Source organism: Mesorhizobium yinganensis (assembly GCF_040081985.1).
Taxonomy (GTDB): Bacteria; Pseudomonadota; Alphaproteobacteria; order Rhizobiales; family Rhizobiaceae; genus Kumtagia; species Kumtagia yinganensis.
On sequence record NZ_JBEBMH010000027.1, the window covers coordinates 44,828 to 59,858 of the forward strand.

A 15,031-nucleotide genomic window follows, 5' to 3' on the forward strand; every position below is an offset into this window, starting at 1 on the left:
GCCCTCAGAACTGCAGGTAGGCTTCGGCGATGCCGAGGAAGTCGCGCGCCTTCAGGCTGGCGCCGCCCACCAGTGCGCCGTTGACATTGTCGATCGACAGCAATTCCTTGGCATTGGACGGCTTCACAGAGCCGCCATAGAGGATGCGCGTGCGCTTCGCCTCCTCGCCGATCCGGGCGGCAAGCTCGGCGCGGATATGGGCATGGGCCTCCGCGACGTCGGCCGCCGTCGGCGTCAGGCCGGTGCCGATCGCCCAGACGGGTTCGTAGGCGACGATCGTGTTGGCATGGGTCGCGGCCGACGACACCGAGCCGGCGATCTGGCGGGACAGGACTGCCATGGTCGCGCCCGATTCGCGCTCGGCCCGCGTTTCGCCGATGCAGACGATGGCGATAAGCCCGGCACGCCACGCGGCTTCGGCCTTGGCGTGGACGATCGCGTCGGTCTCGCCATGGTCGGTGCGGCGCTCGGAGTGGCCGACGATGACATGGGATGCGCCGGCGTCCTTCAGCATCTCGGCGGAAATGTCGCCGGTATGCGCGCCGCTTGCCAGGGCGTGGCAGTCCTGCCCGCCAACCTTGACCGGTGTGCTGTGGAGAACCTCGGCCGCGCGGGTCAAAAGCGTCGCCGGCACGCAGATCAGTGCTTCGGTCTCGGCGTCGATCCCGGACAGGAATTCCCGGCCGATCGACCGCAATTCGGCGAGCGAGTCGCCGACGCCGTTCATTTTCCAGTTGCCGGCGACCAGCGGATGAATTGGCGACGTCATTCCTGTATCCTTAATAACCACGCGACGCGAACCTCCGTAGCAAAATCGGGTCACAAAGCAATCGACACTTGCCCGCAAGGGCGTTATTGCCGTTCCTTCACGGACTTCGCCCATCCCGATGGGCCTTCAACGGACTGTTCCATGCTCGACACATTGCGGACCGCGGCCGGTACATGGGTTTCCAAGCTGCTGCTATTGCTGCTGGTCGTAAGCTTCGCGATCTGGGGAATCTCCGGGCAGTTGCATAACGGCCTGGGCACGCATCCGCTGATCACCGCCGGCGGAACCTCGGTGTCCGCCACCGAGTACCGCCTTGCCTACGATCGCCAGATCAACGTGCTGTCGCAGCGCTTCGGCCAGAGGCTGACCCGCGAGCAGGCGACCGCGTTCGGAGTCGACAACATGGTGCTGGCGCAACTGGTATCGGGCGCCGTGCTGGACGAGCAGGCCCGCAAGCTGGGCCTTGGCTTGTCCAAGGATCGGATCGCCTCGCTCACCGCCGACGATCCGGCGTTCCATGGGCAGGACGGCAAGTTCAACCGCCAGCAGTTCGATTACGTGCTCAGCCAGATCGGCATGCGGCCCGAGGATTATTTCGCCAACCGCGCCCAGATGGCGATCCGCCAGCAGATCGTCGAAGCGGTCGCCGACGGCATCAAGGCGCCCGATACATTTTTGCGCGCGGTCTCGCTTTACAATGGCGAGGATCGCACGGCGGAGTATCTCGTTCTGCCCCGCTCGTTGGTCGACCCGGTGCAGGCGCCGACGGATGATGTCCTCTCGGCCTGGTTCGACGAGCGCAAGAAACAGTATTCGGCGCCGGAATACCGCAAGATCGCCTATGTCAAGCTGGAACCGGCCGACATTGCCGACGAAAGCGCCATCACCGACGAGCAGGTCCGCGCCGACTACGACAAGAACAAGGCCCGCTACACGACGGCTGAAACGCGCACCATCGAGCAACTGGTCTTCCCGTCGAAGGATGCCGCGAATGCGGCGCTTGCCTCGCTGCAGAGCGGCACGACCTTCGACAAGATCGTCGAAGGGCAAGGCAAGACGCTTGCCGACGTCCAGATCGGCACGCTCGTCAAGGACAGGATGCCCGACAAGGCTGTTGCCGACGCCGCCTTCGCGCTCGCAAACAATGAAGTCAGCGGTGTGGTCGACGGCACTTTCGGCCCGGTGCTGGTGCGTGTCACCGCGATCAATCCCGAAGTGGTGAAATCCTTCAAGGAAGTTGCCCCGGAAATCCGAAAGGACCTCGCGTTGGGCGAAGCGCATCGTGTCCTGCTGGACGTTCATGATTCCTATGAGGATGCGCGTGCCGGAGGCGATACGCTGGCCGAAGCCGCCGACAAGCTGAAACTCAAGGTGACGACGGTGGAGGCAGTCGACCAGTCGGGCAGAAAAACCGACGAGACCATCATCGCCGACCTGCCGGCATCGGCCGATTTGCTGCGCGCCACTTTCGACACCGAGGTCGGTGTGGAAAATCCGGCGGTCAATATCGGCTCGGACGGCTATGTGTTTTTCGAGGTTCAGGGCATCACGCCGGCGCGCGACCGCCCGCTCGACGAGGTCAAGGCGAAAGTCACGGCCGACTGGATCGCGGCGGAGACTGAAAAGCGTCTCGCCGACAAAGTCGCGGAACTTGAAAAGCGGCTGAAGGACGGGGCTTCCCTCGATGCGATCGCCGGAGAATTGAAGCTGGAAAAGCAGACGAAGCGCGGCCTCAAGCGCGGGGCGGACGATGCCGATTTCGGCCGCGATGGCGTCGGCGCGGTTTTCGCGGTCGCCGAAGGTGGATCGGGAGGCTTCGCAGCTCCGGGGGGGGACGCCCGCATCCTGTTCAAAGTCACCGAAGTGTTCGAGCCGGCCGCCTCCGGTGCCGATGCCGTTGCCGAAAACGCCCGCAACACCTTTGCATCCGGCCTTTCGGACGACCTGCTCGACCAGTTGGTCGCACGGCTGCAGGGCGAATACGGGGTGCGCATCGATCAGGCGGCGATCGCCCAGGCGCTGGCCTTCTGACGCGGCGATGAGCACACTCAAACCACACATCGCCAAAGTCGCTGGCGGCTCCGTCCTCTCCTTCGAGGAAGCGAAGGACGCTTTCGACATCATCATGTCCGGCGAGGCGACGCCGGGGCAGATCGGCGCTTTCCTGATGGCGCTGCGCGTGCGCGGCGAACAGGTTTCGGAAATTTCCGGCGCTGTCGCGACGATGCGCGCTAAGATGCTGCCCGTCGAGGCGCCGGAAGACGCAATCGATATTGTCGGCACCGGGGGCGACAACTCGCACAGCGTCAACATATCGACGGCTTCGGCCTTCGTGATCGCCGGCGGCGGTGTGCCCGTCGCCAAGCATGGCAACCGTGGGCTTTCCTCTCAGACCGGCGCGGCTGATGTGCTGACCGCTCTCGGCGTGAAGATCGATCTCGGGCCGGAAGCCATCGCAACCTGCATCCGCGAGGCCGGTGTCGGCTTCATGTTCGCGCCTTCACACCATCCGGCGATGCGTCACGTCGGACCGGTGCGCGCCGAACTCGGCACGCGCACGATCTTCAACCTGCTGGGTCCGCTCTCCAATCCGGCGGGTGTGCGCCGCCAGATGGTCGGCGTGTTCTCGCCGGAATGGATCGAACCTGTCGCGGAAACGCTGAAACTGCTCGGCGCCGAGCGCGCCTGGGTGGCACATGGCGACGGGCTGGACGAGATCACAACGACCGGCGAGACGAGTGTATCCGAACTCGTCGATGGCGTGGTTCGAAGCTTCGTGCTCAAGCCGGAGGATTTCGGGCTCGCCCGCCGCAAGCGCGAAGAACTACGCGGCGGCGATGCGGCATTCAACGCTTCCGCTCTGCGGGCGACGCTGGAGGGCAGGCCTGGTGCCTACCGCGACACCGTTTTGATGAATGCCGGCGCAGGGTTGGTACTGGCCGGCAAGGCAGCTGATCTGGCCGACGGCATTGGGCTCGCGGCGAAATCCATTGACGGCGGCCGGGCGGCGGTCGTCCTTGAGCGCCTGGTTGCGGCATCGAACGGATAGACCTGTGGTCGACATTCTGAAGAAGATCGAAAAATACAAGCGCGAAGAAATAGCGGCTGCCAAGGTCAAGGCTCCGCTCGCCGAAGTAAAGGCCAGGGCTCGGGATGCCGCACCCGTGCGTGGGTTCGTCGAGGCTTTGCGCGCCAAACGCAGACGTGGCAGCTACGGGCTCATCGCCGAGATCAAGAAGGCGAGCCCGTCGCGTGGACTCATCCGCGCCGATTTCGACCCACCTGCCCTGGCGCGCGCCTATGAGGCCGGCGGCGCGGCATGTCTGTCGGTGCTGACAGACACGCCCTCATTTCAGGGCGCGCCCGAATATCTGGCGCAGGCACGCGAGGCGACCGCCCTGCCCGTCCTGCGCAAGGATTTCATGTACGATGCCTATCAGGTCCATGAAGCGCGCGCCTGGGGCGCAGATGCAATTCTCATCGTGCTCGCCGCTGTCGATGACGAGGAAGCGCGGGCGATCGAGGACACTTCGCTCGATCTCGACATGGATGTACTGATCGAGGTGCACAATGAGGCGGAGATGGAGCGGGCATTGGCGATGGCTTCGCCGCTGATCGGCATCAATAACCGCGACCTGCACAGTTTCGACGTCGACCTCGCTGTTTCGGAGCGGCTTGCCAATCTCGTGCCCGGCGACCGTCTGCTGGTCGGCGAAAGCGGCATTTTCTCGCATGACGACTGCCGCAGGCTGGCGCATGCCGGCATCGAGACATTCCTGGTAGGCGAAAGCCTGATGCGCCGGCAGGATGTGACGCAGGCGACCCGCGCGCTGCTCTACGGCGAGGCGGTCGTTTCCGCGGGACTTGGCTGAATGGCGTCGCCGAAGCCAGTCGCGCTGACCCATATCGGCCCCGACGGCCAGGCGAATATGGTCGATGTCGGCGAGAAGGACGAGACGGTGCGGACGGCTGTCGCCGAAGGTTGCGTCATCATGCAGCCGGAGACGCTGGCGATGATTGTCGCCGGCAACGCCAGGAAAGGCGACGTCATCGGCGCGGCACGAATCGCTGGCATACTTGCCGCAAAACGCACCCACGAATTGATACCGCTCTGCCATCCGCTGCTGTTGACCAAGATCGCGGTCGACATCGTTGAGGATGCCGGCTTGCCCGGCCTGCGTGTCACCGCGCTTGCCCGGGTTACCGGCAAGACCGGCGTCGAGATGGAGGCGTTGACGGCTGCGTCGGTAGCCTGCCTCACCATCTACGACATGGCGAAGGCGGTGGATCGCGGCATGGTTGTCTCCGGTCTCCGACTGGTGGAGAAGACGGGCGGCAAGTCGGGCGACTACCGGGCGGGAAACTGAGATGGCGCTTCTGCCGGTCGACGACGCGCTGCGATTGCTGCTCGACGGTGCAACGCCGCTGGCATCCGAACGGGTGACGCTGCATGAGGCTGCCTGCCGGGTTCTGGCTGGCCCGCTGAAGGCACTGAGGACGCAACCGCCTTTCGACGCTTCGGCCATGGATGGCTATGCGGTGCGTGCCGCCGATGTCGCCGATGTGCCGGTGCGGCTCGATGTCGTCGGCGTGTCCGCGGCCGGGCGTGGGTATCGCGGACGTGTCGAGCAAGGACAGGCCGTTCGCATCCTGACCGGTGCGCCGATGCCGGAAGGCGCCGACACAATCGTGATCCAGGAGAACACGCGGCCATCGGGTTCGAATGCCATCGAGGTTTTCGAAACGGTGGCGGCCGGCCGCCATATCAGGCGGCGCGGGCTGGATTTTTCGGAAGGCGAAAAGCTGCTGGAGGAAGGGCGCGTGCTGGATGCGGCGGCGCTTTCCCTGGCCGCATCCGCCAACCACTCCATGCTCGATGTGGTGGGGCGCCCGGTGGTCGCCATCATCGCGACGGGCGACGAGTTGCTGCCGCCAGGCAGCGAACTCGGATCGGACCAGATCATTGCATCGAACGCCTATGGCGTCGCGGCGATTGCCGCGGCCGCCGGCGCGCGGGTGCTCGACCTCGGCATTGTCGGCGACGACCGCATTGCCATCGCGGCCCGGCTCGCCGAAGCAACGAAGGCCGGGGCGGACATCGTGGTGACGCTCGGCGGCGCATCGGTCGGCGATCACGATCTTGTCCACGAGGTGCTCGGCGCGCAAGGCGTCGAGCTCGATTTCTGGAAGATCGCCATGCGACCGGGCAAGCCGCTGATGTTCGGGCGGCGAAGCCAGACACGATTCATCGGCATGCCCGGCAATCCGGTGGCCAGCCTTGTATGTTCCCACCTCTTTCTGAAGCCGCTTGTCGCACAACTCGGCGGACGCAAGCTGGAGAACGACATTCGCCCGGCGGTACTGGGAGCGGCGATGCCGGCAAATGATCTGAGGCGAGATTACGTTCGCGCACGGATCGACATCTCAAATGGGCGATTGATCGCGACACCGTTCGGCATCCAGGATTCCTCGATGCTGCGTATTCTCGCCGACTCGGGCGGCCTTATCATCCGGGAACCATTCGCGCCGGCCGCGGAGAAAGACGCTCCCTGCGCAGTGCTGATGCTGCGATAACGGGCGGGTCGTTGCGACGTTGCGCCGGCATTGACGGCGTCCTTCCGTCATCTTCTTCCTTGTGGTTTTTTCCGAAACGAAAAGCGGCATTTCCGCAACGAAAAAAACCCGGCGGTTGCCCGCCGGGTTTTCGCATTGACCGTTGAGGGTCGATCAGAACGTACGCTGGAAGCGCAGGTTGAAGCCCCAGCTATCGTCGGTGTCTTCCTCGGTCTCGCCCTTGCTGTTCTTGTCGGGGCTGTAATAGACGACTTCCGGCGTGATGGTGAAGCCCGGAACCAGATCGTAGGCCACGTTGGCGGCAACCGAGAAGTTCTCGCCGTCGTCATAGCCAACTTCGGCGTTGAACGTCGCCTTCTCGTTGAACTTGATCGCCGTGCCGCCCCAGACGGCCCAGTCGCCAGCCCACTGCGCGTAGTAGTTCTCGTTGTCGAACCCGGCCGAGTCCCAGGCGCCCATCACGAACACCGAAGCGGTGTCGGTGATGTTGACGTCCAAGCGGCCCTTGACCGCGACTTCGTTCTGCCAGCTGTCATAACCGGCGACGAGGCCGATCTTGCCCCAGCCCTGCGTGAACGACAGACCGCCGACCACGAACGGAGCATAGTCCTGGGTGATGCCGCCAAGCGCCTGGCCATCAGCCCGGATGTCCGAGCGATAGGCGATATCGCTCTGGTCGCCCTGCTCGATCGCGACACCAGCCGAGAAGCCGTTCGCGCCGGTGTAGGTGTAGGCGATCTGCAGCGTGCCGAACGGACCGTAGGGGACGATACCGTCGTTCATGACGCCCGACGAATAGTCGGTGAAGGTCGAGAAGTAGGAGTCCGTCTTACCGATGCGGAAGCCGCCGAGCTCGATATAAGCATGCTCGATGCTCATGCCATCGCTCATGTCATAGTCGTTCGTGTCGTTGCCGGACACCTGGTAGTTGAAGTTGATGGCGGCATAGGAACGCAGCGTGCCGTATTCGGTCTCGCTGCGGGCGTCGGCGCGCAGCTGGAAGCGGACGCGGTTGTTGTAGGTCTCGTCGCCCGCGGCGCTGCGGACGCCATCGTGCGGATCGTCGAGGTAGTCGGAGCCATAATAATCGCCGCCGCGAATGTCGACGCGGACATAACCGCCGATCTTCAGGCAGGTCTCGGTGCCGGGCAGGTAGAAGAAGCCCGAACCATAGACGTCGCAGACCCGAACGTATTCGACGGGTTCCGGCTCGGCAACCACGACCGCATCGGCCGCGCGCGCGCCGCTAACTGCGACCAGGGCCGCAGCGGAGCCAAGAAGAAGGCTCTTGATGTTCATTTGGTAATCTCCAGTGTTCAGTTGCGATCGGCGCTTTTCATGCTGGAGGCACCCGCCCCCTCAACGGCAATTTAAGAAACCTATCGATTGCCCCTTGGTGATGACTGTACCCGTCATATTCGCGCATTCAACCTCGAATACGCCTTAGCCCTGCATCGGGTGAACGCTATCTCGGACCCTGTGGCATAAACGACACGATTTGCCACCCCTTGGAAAGCTTTGGTTAACGCTTGCAACGCGAACCGGGCTCCGGTGGGCCACCGGGAAGACAACTGCGGACGTTGATCGGCCCGCAGCCGTTCGGATTCGCGGCTGAGAGGAGGAAGCGGCCAGCAAGGGGAATGAGGAGAATCGAGTCGCGACCAGCTAGATTGCTTCAGGAACGCTGAAGACGTCGACCAGCGTCCGGCCGGTGGCGAGCTCTGCAATCCACTGCTCTTCCATCCCAACTCGTTCCTGCGCGACGGCGAGCAGGGCATCGGCTTCATCCAGCGGGACGATGGCGAGGCCGTCATTGTCGCCGAGCACGATGTCTCCCGGCTTCGCGGCTATGCCGCCGAAGACAATCGGCCCGTTGACCGTTCCTCGCTCCTTGGAAAGCGGTCCGCGTGCCGTGTTGGCGAGTGCGTAGACCGGGAAATCGTCCCAGCTCGCGATCGTGTCGATGTCGCGGACCGCGCCGTTGACGATAAGGCCGGCAATCTTCTTGCGCCGCGCCAGCCCGCATAGGATTTCTCCGACATAGGCGGTCTGAAGGCAGCCTCCGGCATCGACGGTCACCACCTCGCCTTCGCCGGCAATGTCGATCGCATGCAGCATCGGCCCGAAATCGGAGCGTTCGCACCACGCCGTCACCGCCTGCCCGGCCAGCCGCTTGCCAAGCGGGAAGGACCGAAGCGGCCGGATGCGCGGATCGACCACGACACGGCCGCTGGTCACGTCGGAGAGCACGGTCACCGGTATGCCGCGCCACGCCGCGAGTTCAGCCGGCGTAAGACGGCGTGACGTCTGATTGTAGATTCTTGTCGGCATGGTCTTCTCCTCCGGACGTTCGAAAGCCGTATCGCGGCTCAGGCGGCAGCCGGCCTGAAGCGGCTGCGGGAAAATCCTGCTGCAGGGTAGACTGGCAGGCGTCCCGCCGCCATGTCGGCGACCATCCTGCCGGAAAAGGCGCCGGCAAGATTGCCGAAGAAATGACCAGTATTGATGACAAGTCCATCTGGCCCCGCCGAAGCGTCGATGACCGGCAGTCCGTCTGTGGTCTGGGCGACGATGCCTGCCCATTGGCGAATCACGGGCAGCCCGGCGACGGCAGGAAAGTTGCGGCAGGTGATCGAGCAGGCCATAGCCTGTCCGGCCACCGTCGCGCGGTCGAGGTCGCTTCCGACCTCGTAGGCGCAGCCGAATTGCAGCGATCCGTCGGGATAGCTGGCGATCTGCTCTGTGAAGCCGAGTTCGGGCCGAATTTTTTCCGACGGCTCGCATGGCAGAAGCGAGGCATCGACGCCGGGCGGGGTGAAGAAGCGGAACAACGACTGGCCGGAAACGACCGGCTTTATCCGGAACGGCGCCGGCGCGGTTTCCGCAGCCTCGAAGCGTGTGGGTCTATAGGGAATAGCCAGTCCGAACGGCGCCAGCAATTCGTTCGACCACGGTCCGCCAGCGACGACAACGATGCGGCTTTCGATCTCGGTTCCGTCGGAAAGCCGGACGCCTCCGCAGGCGTCTTTCTCGACCAGAATCATGTCGGCGCGCACCGGTGCAAGAATCGTTCCTCCCGACCGGGCGAAACCTTCGGCAAGATGGCGCAGCAGTAGCCTTGTATCCTGATGTGCGTCCAGTGGGTTCCAGACGGCGCCGGAGACTTCCGGGCCGATATCGGGACATTTATCCAGCAGAGCGGGGCGGTCGAGCAATTCAACGGGCAAGCCGGCTGCGACGCGATCCGCGACGAAAGCCCGCGCCACCGGCTCATACGCCTCGTCGCGAAAGATGATCAAGCCGCCGCTGGAGCGAAAGCCGAAGTCCGGCAGTTCGCTCGCCAGCGATTCGGCGAAACGCCGGCAGGTCAGCGAAAAATGCATAGAAAGTCCGGGCGCCTTGGTTTGCAGCCACAGGAAGCCGGGATTGCGGCCCGACGCTCCCCAGCCGGGATGATGCGTGTCGAGCAGCGCGACCGAAAACCCTTCCTTGCGCAAATACCAGGCGCTGGCCGTGCCGGCGATGCCCGCCCCCACGACGACGGCATCGAAGGTGCGGTTCACGCCCATGGCAGACCGGCGCCCTCCAACTGCCGCGCGAGGCGGCCGATGAATGTCCGGCACCGGTCGATCTCGGAGAGCGCGAGATATTCGTCGGGCTTGTGGGCCTGCTCGATCGAGCCAGGGCCGCAAACAACCGAAACCACCCCTGCCCGGTTGCTGAACAGTCCGGCCTCGGTGCCGTAAGCGACCTTGGCGTGATCGTTGCGGCCGGCGAGTTGCTTTACAAAGGTGACGGCGGGATGTTCGATGTCGGTGGAGAGGCCGACGAATTCGACGATAGGCTCGACGGAGATCGATGCCTCCGGCGCAACGGCTCGCATGCGCGGCAGGATCTCAGTTCGCGCGTGGCGACGAATGTCGGCGATCAGGGCGCGTGCATCGACCTCAGGAAGCGATCTTATATCGAAGCCGATTTCGCAATGGTTCGGGATGATGTTGAGCGCCGTGCCTCCGGAAATCGTGGTCACCGACAAAGTCGAGTGAGACACGTCGTAGAGATGGTCATGCGGGCCGGAATGCGCGTGCCCCTTCGACAGAGACTTGATGTAGGCGATCAGTTCGGCGGCGTATTCGATGGCATTTACCGCGCTCGGTGCCAAGCTGGAATGCGTGCTCCTGCCCGAGACGACGGCGCGGAACATGCCGCCGCCCTTGTGACCGACCACCACCTGCATGCTGGTCGGCTCACCGACGATGCAGAGCGCCGGCCGTACGGGCATGACCGCGATCCGGTCGATCAGGCTGGTGACGCCGGTGCAGCCGACCTCCTCGTCGTAGGAGATGGCGATGTGGATCGGCACTTTCAGCTCGCGGCGGACAAGATGCGGCACTGCGGCAAGCACGATGCCGATAAAGCCCTTCATGTCGCAGGAGCCACGCCCGTACACGCGACCGTCGGCCTCGCGCAACCGGAACGGGTCGCTCGTCCAATGCTGCCCATCGACGGGCACCACGTCGCTATGACCGGACAGGATGACCCCTGGCACGTCGACGGGCCCGATCGTCGCCCACAAATTGCCTTTGGTCCTGTCGTGGTTCCAGATAATGTCGCAGCCGATTCCATGCCGCCCAAGAAACGCCTCGACGTGGAAAAGGAGTTCGCGGTTTGGATCACGCGAGACCGTCGGAAAACCGATAAGGTCACCGATCGCCGCGATACAGTCTTCCCTGGTCGCCGCGCTCCTCATTGCCTTGTCCATCAGACAGGCTTGAAGACCGGCAATGGCGGCAGGCCGCCTTCGCGCTGGCGCCACGTGACGCCGACCCGCTCTCCTATCGAAGCGGATTCGGCGACGATATTTGTCAACAGGCGCGGACCTTCGTCGAGTTCGACGATGGCCAGCAGATAGGGCGGCGGTAGTTCGGGCGCAACCGGCATGCGCATGGTGGCTATCGAGTAGATCGTGCCGGCACCCGTCACATCGACCCATTTGAGCGACGTCGATTCGCAGGACAGGCAGAACGGCCGTGGATAGAATTGATGCGTGCCGCAGTTCTTGCAGTGCTGCACCGTCAGCCGCCCTTCGGCGCAGGCCTGCCAGAACGGCTCGGTTGTCGGATCGGCCGCGCCGAAATCGGAATAGCAGATTTTTTCAGTCACGGGCGAGCACCACGGTGGAAGCGGTCGAAAAGGCGAGGCCGCCGGTGCCGTGGGCGACCGCGATTTCCGCGCCCGGAACCTGCCGGTCGCCGGCCTCGCCACGCAGCTGGCGCACGGCCTCGATGAGCAGCAGGATGCCGAGCGCGCCTGGATGACAATAGGACAAGCCGCCACCGGATGTCATGCTGGGCAGACTGCCGCCCGGCCTCAGCCGTCCCTCCGAGACGAAAGCGCCGGCCTCACCTTTTTTGCAGAAGCCGAGATCCTCCAGATAGAGCAGCACGGCGTGGGTGAAATTGTCATAGGGCTCGAAGACGTCGACGTCTGCGGGAGTCACGCCGGCCATGCCGAAAGCCGCGCGCCCCGATGCGGCGCCCGGCGTCACCGTCAGGTCGGGACACTGCGCGACATGCCATTGCACATGGCTTTCGCCGGCGCCTAGCACGCGCACCGGTTTCTTGGCGGCATCGCGCGCCCGGTCCTTGCGCGCCACGACGATCGCGCCGCCGCCGTCGGTCACCAGGCAGCAATCCAGCTTGCGCAGCGGGTCACATAGCATCGGCGAAGTCATTACGTCGTCGATCGACAACGGGTCACGGACCCAAGCCTTTGGATTGAGGGCTGCCCATTGACGTGCCGCGACGGCGATTTCGGCCATATGTTCTAGGGTCGCGCCATATTGGTGCATGTAGCGCGCGGCGCTCAACGCATAGTGGCCGATCGGAAAGTGGATGCCGAACGGCGTCTCGAACTGCGCGGCAAGCGATCCGTCGAGCGCAGCGGCGGCCTTCTTGCGGTTCTTGCGGCTGCGCTGCCGCGACGCATAGCCGATCAGCGCCACCTCGCAGCGGCCGGTGGCGACGGCAGCCATGGCGTGGTGCACGAAGAACTCGAAGGAGGCGCCGCCCATGTCGGAGGATTCGGCGTAGCGCGGCCGAACGCCGAGATATTCGCCGAGCTGCACCGATCCCTCCTCACCCATATAGTTAGTGAAGAGGGCATCGACATCCCTGAAGCCCAGCCCTGCCTCGGCCAGCGCTTCCTGCGCCGCGAGCCCGACCATCGAGAACTCGCTCTGATCAGGCACCTTGCCGAGCGGCGTCTCCGCGGCCCCGACGATATAGACGGGCTGCTCTGTCAAAGGATGCGGCATGAAATGATCCGGTACAGCAAAGGAAGGTATTGGCGTCGTGCGGGCGAGGTCTGTTGGGGTTCGACGATCACGAAGCGCTCCCGCCTGCACGTATTCTTGGTAGCTCGCTCGACACGCCCCCGAAAGAGAGCCGCCTTGCCTTCCAAAGCTTGCGAGCGACATTGAAATCAGACGGCAACATGAATATGAAGTCAATATCAATTTTTCGATTCCGCCCTGACGATTGTCGGCGAAGCGGCGTCGGATGTTGATTAACGACAATGCCGGTGCGATATGCGCCAGCAAAAGGATGATCCGATGGCAGCGGAAGCCGAACTGAAGCCGACAGCGGCCGAAGACCACAGCCACAAGGGCAAATACGCCGACTATCTGGCGGCCGGTTTAGGATCCATGTCGTTCGCCTCCAAGGGCGACCGGACCAAATACCGCCTGAAGATTGCCGCCGCCCGCGCGCTGGAGGAGATCGGCTACCTCGACGTGAAGGTGTCGGACATTTGCGGCTTCGCCGATGTCGCGCTCGGCACTTTCTATGTCTACTACCGCGACAAGAACGAGATCGCCATCGAAGTGGTGCTGGAGTTCGTCGAGTACCTTTACGAGCGCGCGAGGCAGGTCGGCCGGGGCACCGGGGAATATGAAGCGATCCTGAACACCAACCGTTTCTTCATCGCAGCCTACACCGCCAATCCAGGCCTCATGCAGTGCCACGCGCAATTGCAGAGCCAATTGCCGGAGTTCCGAGAGGTATGGCGGCCACGGCACCGGAAATGGATCGAGAGCCTCGCCCGCTCGATTTCGCGGCGGGGCAACTACAAGGAAGGTATGCCAGGGTCGCCGCAGGCCGTGGCGCATGCCCTGGAGGTCATGGTCTTCCACTATCTCTATGCCGTGATCGTCAGCCGCAACCCGCTGGTGGACGGCGAGGATCCGGCGCATGCCGACGACCTCGCGCAGATGCTGTCGACGCTCTGGTATCGCGCGGTTTATTGCAAGGATCCGCCGGGTCGCTGAACCCGGCGATCTTCGGGCTCAGTAGTTCGACTTCAGATATCGCTTGGTCGCCTTGGCCAGCCGCGCCGCCCCTTCCTCCAGCACCGCCGGCGCATTGCGAGTGAAATTGACGCGCATCGCCGAGCGCAGTTGCGCGGCGGGGTCGAAGACGCTGCCGGGGACGAAGGCGATCTTCTCCTCCAGCGCGAAACGGTAGAGCGCGTCGGTGTCGATGGCCGGGTGGCGCTTGCGCATCCAGACGAACATGCCGCCGGGCGGCGTTTCCCACTCGAACCATTCGCCGAGCTCGGCCTCGGCGGCGCGGCATAAGGCATCGCGCCGTTGCCGATAGTGGCCGACGATCGACGGCACATGCGCCTCCTCGCGGCCGGCTTCCAGGAGTTCGAGGGCCACGGCATGGGTCAACATCGAACTGGCAATGTCTGAGGACTGTTTTGCCAGCGTCAGCGCCTGGATCATCTCGGGCGCAGCAATAACCCAGCCCACGCGCAGTCCGGGCACAATGCTCTTCGACAAGGTCCCGAGATAGATGACGGGGCCCTGATATGGCCCTTCCGGCTCCATGCGGCCTTGCAGCGCCAGAATGCTTGGACCGGCCGGCCCGTCATATTGCAGCGGCAGATAGGGATCGTCCTCGACAAGCCAGGTCCCAGCTTCGAGCGCCTTTTCCAGCAGTGCCTGGCGGGCCGTGGTCGGCACGAGCGCACCGGTGGGATTGGAATAGTTCGGCACGGTGTAGATGAATTTTGTCGCCTTCAGGGCTTCGACCGAAGTGCTGCCTTCCGGCGACCAGTCCAGCGCCTCGTAGGCCGGAAGCCGAGGACGCCAGGCATCGAGCGCGCCGACATAGGTCGGGAATTGCGCGACAATGCGGTCGCCCGAATCGATCAGCACTTTTCCGATGAGGTCGAGCCCCTGCATGGCGCCGACCGTCAACAATACGTTGTCGATGGTGAAGGTCCGACCCGACTCGCGGCCGATGCGCTCAGCGATGTGTCGGCGGAGCGGCGCGAAACCTTCGATCGGACCGTATTCGAGCGCTCCAGCGCCCCAGCGCGCCAAGGCCTTTTCGCTCGCTTCCGCGATCGCCGCCGTCGGATAGAACTCGGCTGCCGGCAAGCCGCCCGCCATGCTGATGAAATCGGGATCGATCCCCATCGCCATGAACTGCTGGGTGATGTTGTTCGTCTGATCCATCCATCGCGAAAAGGCGGGACGGACAGCGGATGGGGAAGTGCGGAGCGCCATAGCGATGACCCTTGCCACGGCGCCTCGTCCCTTCGCAAGCGGGATGAAACGAGGTTTTCGCCCATAAAATTGATATTGACTTCATATTCATTTTGCCGTCTGCTGTCAATGTC

14 protein-coding genes are annotated in these 15,031 nt (G+C 63.8%); 6 read left to right on the plus strand and 8 right to left on the minus strand.

Annotated elements, in window-relative coordinates; all coding sequences use genetic code 11:
- Nucleotides 1–4: 4 nt before the first annotated feature.
- Nucleotides 5–769, minus strand: coding sequence for a triose-phosphate isomerase (tpiA, locus tag ABMA59_RS29795; protein WP_349009011.1), 765 nt, complete (start codon nt 767–769; stop codon nt 5–7).
- Nucleotides 770–910: 141 nt separating this feature from the next.
- Here tpiA and ABMA59_RS29800 point away from each other — a divergent pair, with 141 nt between their 5' ends.
- Genes ABMA59_RS29800 through ABMA59_RS29820 form a run of 5 tightly spaced genes read left to right on the plus strand, consistent with a single transcriptional unit; the run spans nt 911 to nt 6,343 of the window.
- On the plus strand, nt 911–2,800 hold the full coding sequence (locus ABMA59_RS29800) for a peptidylprolyl isomerase (protein ID WP_349009012.1): 1,890 nt from the start codon (nt 911–913) through the stop codon (nt 2,798–2,800).
- Between the two features lie 7 nt (nt 2,801–2,807).
- Complete coding sequence (gene trpD, locus ABMA59_RS29805; protein ID WP_349009013.1) at nt 2,808–3,818, plus strand: anthranilate phosphoribosyltransferase; 1,011 nt, start codon at nt 2,808–2,810, stop codon at nt 3,816–3,818.
- A gap of 4 nt (nt 3,819–3,822) precedes the next feature.
- The gene (trpC, locus tag ABMA59_RS29810; RefSeq protein ID WP_349009014.1) at nt 3,823–4,641 is read left to right on the plus strand and encodes an indole-3-glycerol phosphate synthase TrpC; all 819 of its coding nucleotides are present in this window, start codon (nt 3,823–3,825) and stop codon (nt 4,639–4,641) included.
- Nucleotides 4,642–5,136: a cyclic pyranopterin monophosphate synthase MoaC gene (moaC, locus tag ABMA59_RS29815; RefSeq protein ID WP_349009015.1), complete on the plus strand. Its 495-nt coding sequence runs from the start codon at nt 4,642–4,644 to the stop codon at nt 5,134–5,136.
- Between the two features lies 1 nt (nt 5,137).
- On the plus strand, nt 5,138–6,343 hold the full coding sequence (locus tag ABMA59_RS29820; RefSeq protein ID WP_349009016.1) for a molybdopterin molybdotransferase MoeA: 1,206 nt from the start codon (nt 5,138–5,140) through the stop codon (nt 6,341–6,343).
- 153 nt (nt 6,344–6,496) lie between these two features.
- Here ABMA59_RS29820 and ABMA59_RS29825 read toward each other — a convergent pair whose 3' ends face one another.
- The 6 genes from ABMA59_RS29825 to ABMA59_RS29850 all read right to left on the minus strand — a co-directional run bounded on the left by ABMA59_RS29825 (nt 6,497) and on the right by ABMA59_RS29850 (nt 12,659).
- Complete coding sequence (locus ABMA59_RS29825) at nt 6,497–7,642, minus strand: porin (protein ID WP_349009017.1); 1,146 nt, start codon at nt 7,640–7,642, stop codon at nt 6,497–6,499.
- 366 nt (nt 7,643–8,008) lie between these two features.
- Nucleotides 8,009–8,674: an RraA family protein gene (locus ABMA59_RS29830; protein WP_349009018.1), complete on the minus strand. Its 666-nt coding sequence runs from the start codon at nt 8,672–8,674 to the stop codon at nt 8,009–8,011.
- Between the two features lie 38 nt (nt 8,675–8,712).
- Complete coding sequence (locus tag ABMA59_RS29835) at nt 8,713–9,912, minus strand: NAD(P)/FAD-dependent oxidoreductase (RefSeq protein ID WP_349009019.1); 1,200 nt, start codon at nt 9,910–9,912, stop codon at nt 8,713–8,715.
- Nucleotides 9,903–11,093, minus strand: coding sequence for an acetylornithine deacetylase (gene argE / locus ABMA59_RS29840; protein ID WP_349009020.1), 1,191 nt, complete (start codon nt 11,091–11,093; stop codon nt 9,903–9,905). The genes ABMA59_RS29835 and argE overlap by 10 nt, the downstream gene beginning before the upstream one ends.
- An 11-nt stretch (nt 11,094–11,104) precedes the next feature.
- Nucleotides 11,105–11,506, minus strand: a complete 402-nt coding sequence (locus tag ABMA59_RS29845) for a Zn-ribbon domain-containing OB-fold protein (protein WP_349009021.1) — start codon at nt 11,504–11,506, stop codon at nt 11,105–11,107.
- On the minus strand, nt 11,499–12,659 hold the full coding sequence (locus ABMA59_RS29850) for an acetyl-CoA acetyltransferase (RefSeq protein ID WP_349009022.1): 1,161 nt from the start codon (nt 12,657–12,659) through the stop codon (nt 11,499–11,501). Before ABMA59_RS29850 ends, ABMA59_RS29845 begins: the two co-directional genes overlap by 8 nt.
- A gap of 297 nt (nt 12,660–12,956) precedes the next feature.
- Here ABMA59_RS29850 and ABMA59_RS29855 point away from each other — a divergent pair, with 297 nt between their 5' ends.
- The gene (locus ABMA59_RS29855; protein ID WP_349009023.1) at nt 12,957–13,670 is read left to right on the plus strand and encodes a TetR/AcrR family transcriptional regulator; all 714 of its coding nucleotides are present in this window, start codon (nt 12,957–12,959) and stop codon (nt 13,668–13,670) included.
- A gap of 18 nt (nt 13,671–13,688) precedes the next feature.
- Here ABMA59_RS29855 and ABMA59_RS29860 read toward each other — a convergent pair whose 3' ends face one another.
- Entirely contained in the window at nt 13,689–14,867 is a 1,179-nt protein-coding gene (locus tag ABMA59_RS29860; RefSeq protein ID WP_349009024.1) for an aminotransferase-like domain-containing protein, read from the minus strand.
- Nucleotides 14,868–15,031: the final 164 nt, after the last annotated feature.

Coding starts and splice junctions, on each gene's coding strand:
- moaC (WP_349009015.1), top strand. CDS start 4,642: ATGGCGTCGCCGAAGCCAGTCGCGCTGACCCATATCGGCCCCGACGGC.
- ABMA59_RS29850 (WP_349009022.1), bottom strand. CDS start 12,659: ATGCCGCATCCTTTGACAGAGCAGCCCGTCTATATCGTCGGGGCCGCG.
- ABMA59_RS29820 (WP_349009016.1), top strand. CDS start 5,138: ATGGCGCTTCTGCCGGTCGACGACGCGCTGCGATTGCTGCTCGACGGT.
- ABMA59_RS29800 (WP_349009012.1), top strand. CDS start 911: ATGCTCGACACATTGCGGACCGCGGCCGGTACATGGGTTTCCAAGCTG.
- trpD (WP_349009013.1), top strand. CDS start 2,808: ATGAGCACACTCAAACCACACATCGCCAAAGTCGCTGGCGGCTCCGTC.
- argE (WP_349009020.1), bottom strand. CDS start 11,093: ATGAGGAGCGCGGCGACCAGGGAAGACTGTATCGCGGCGATCGGTGAC.
- ABMA59_RS29830 (WP_349009018.1), bottom strand. CDS start 8,674: ATGCCGACAAGAATCTACAATCAGACGTCACGCCGTCTTACGCCGGCT.
- ABMA59_RS29855 (WP_349009023.1), top strand. CDS start 12,957: ATGGCAGCGGAAGCCGAACTGAAGCCGACAGCGGCCGAAGACCACAGC.
- tpiA (WP_349009011.1), bottom strand. CDS start 769: ATGACGTCGCCAATTCATCCGCTGGTCGCCGGCAACTGGAAAATGAAC.
- ABMA59_RS29860 (WP_349009024.1), bottom strand. CDS start 14,867: ATGGATCAGACGAACAACATCACCCAGCAGTTCATGGCGATGGGGATC.
- ABMA59_RS29835 (WP_349009019.1), bottom strand. CDS start 9,912: ATGGGCGTGAACCGCACCTTCGATGCCGTCGTCGTGGGGGCGGGCATC.
- ABMA59_RS29825 (WP_349009017.1), bottom strand. CDS start 7,642: ATGAACATCAAGAGCCTTCTTCTTGGCTCCGCTGCGGCCCTGGTCGCA.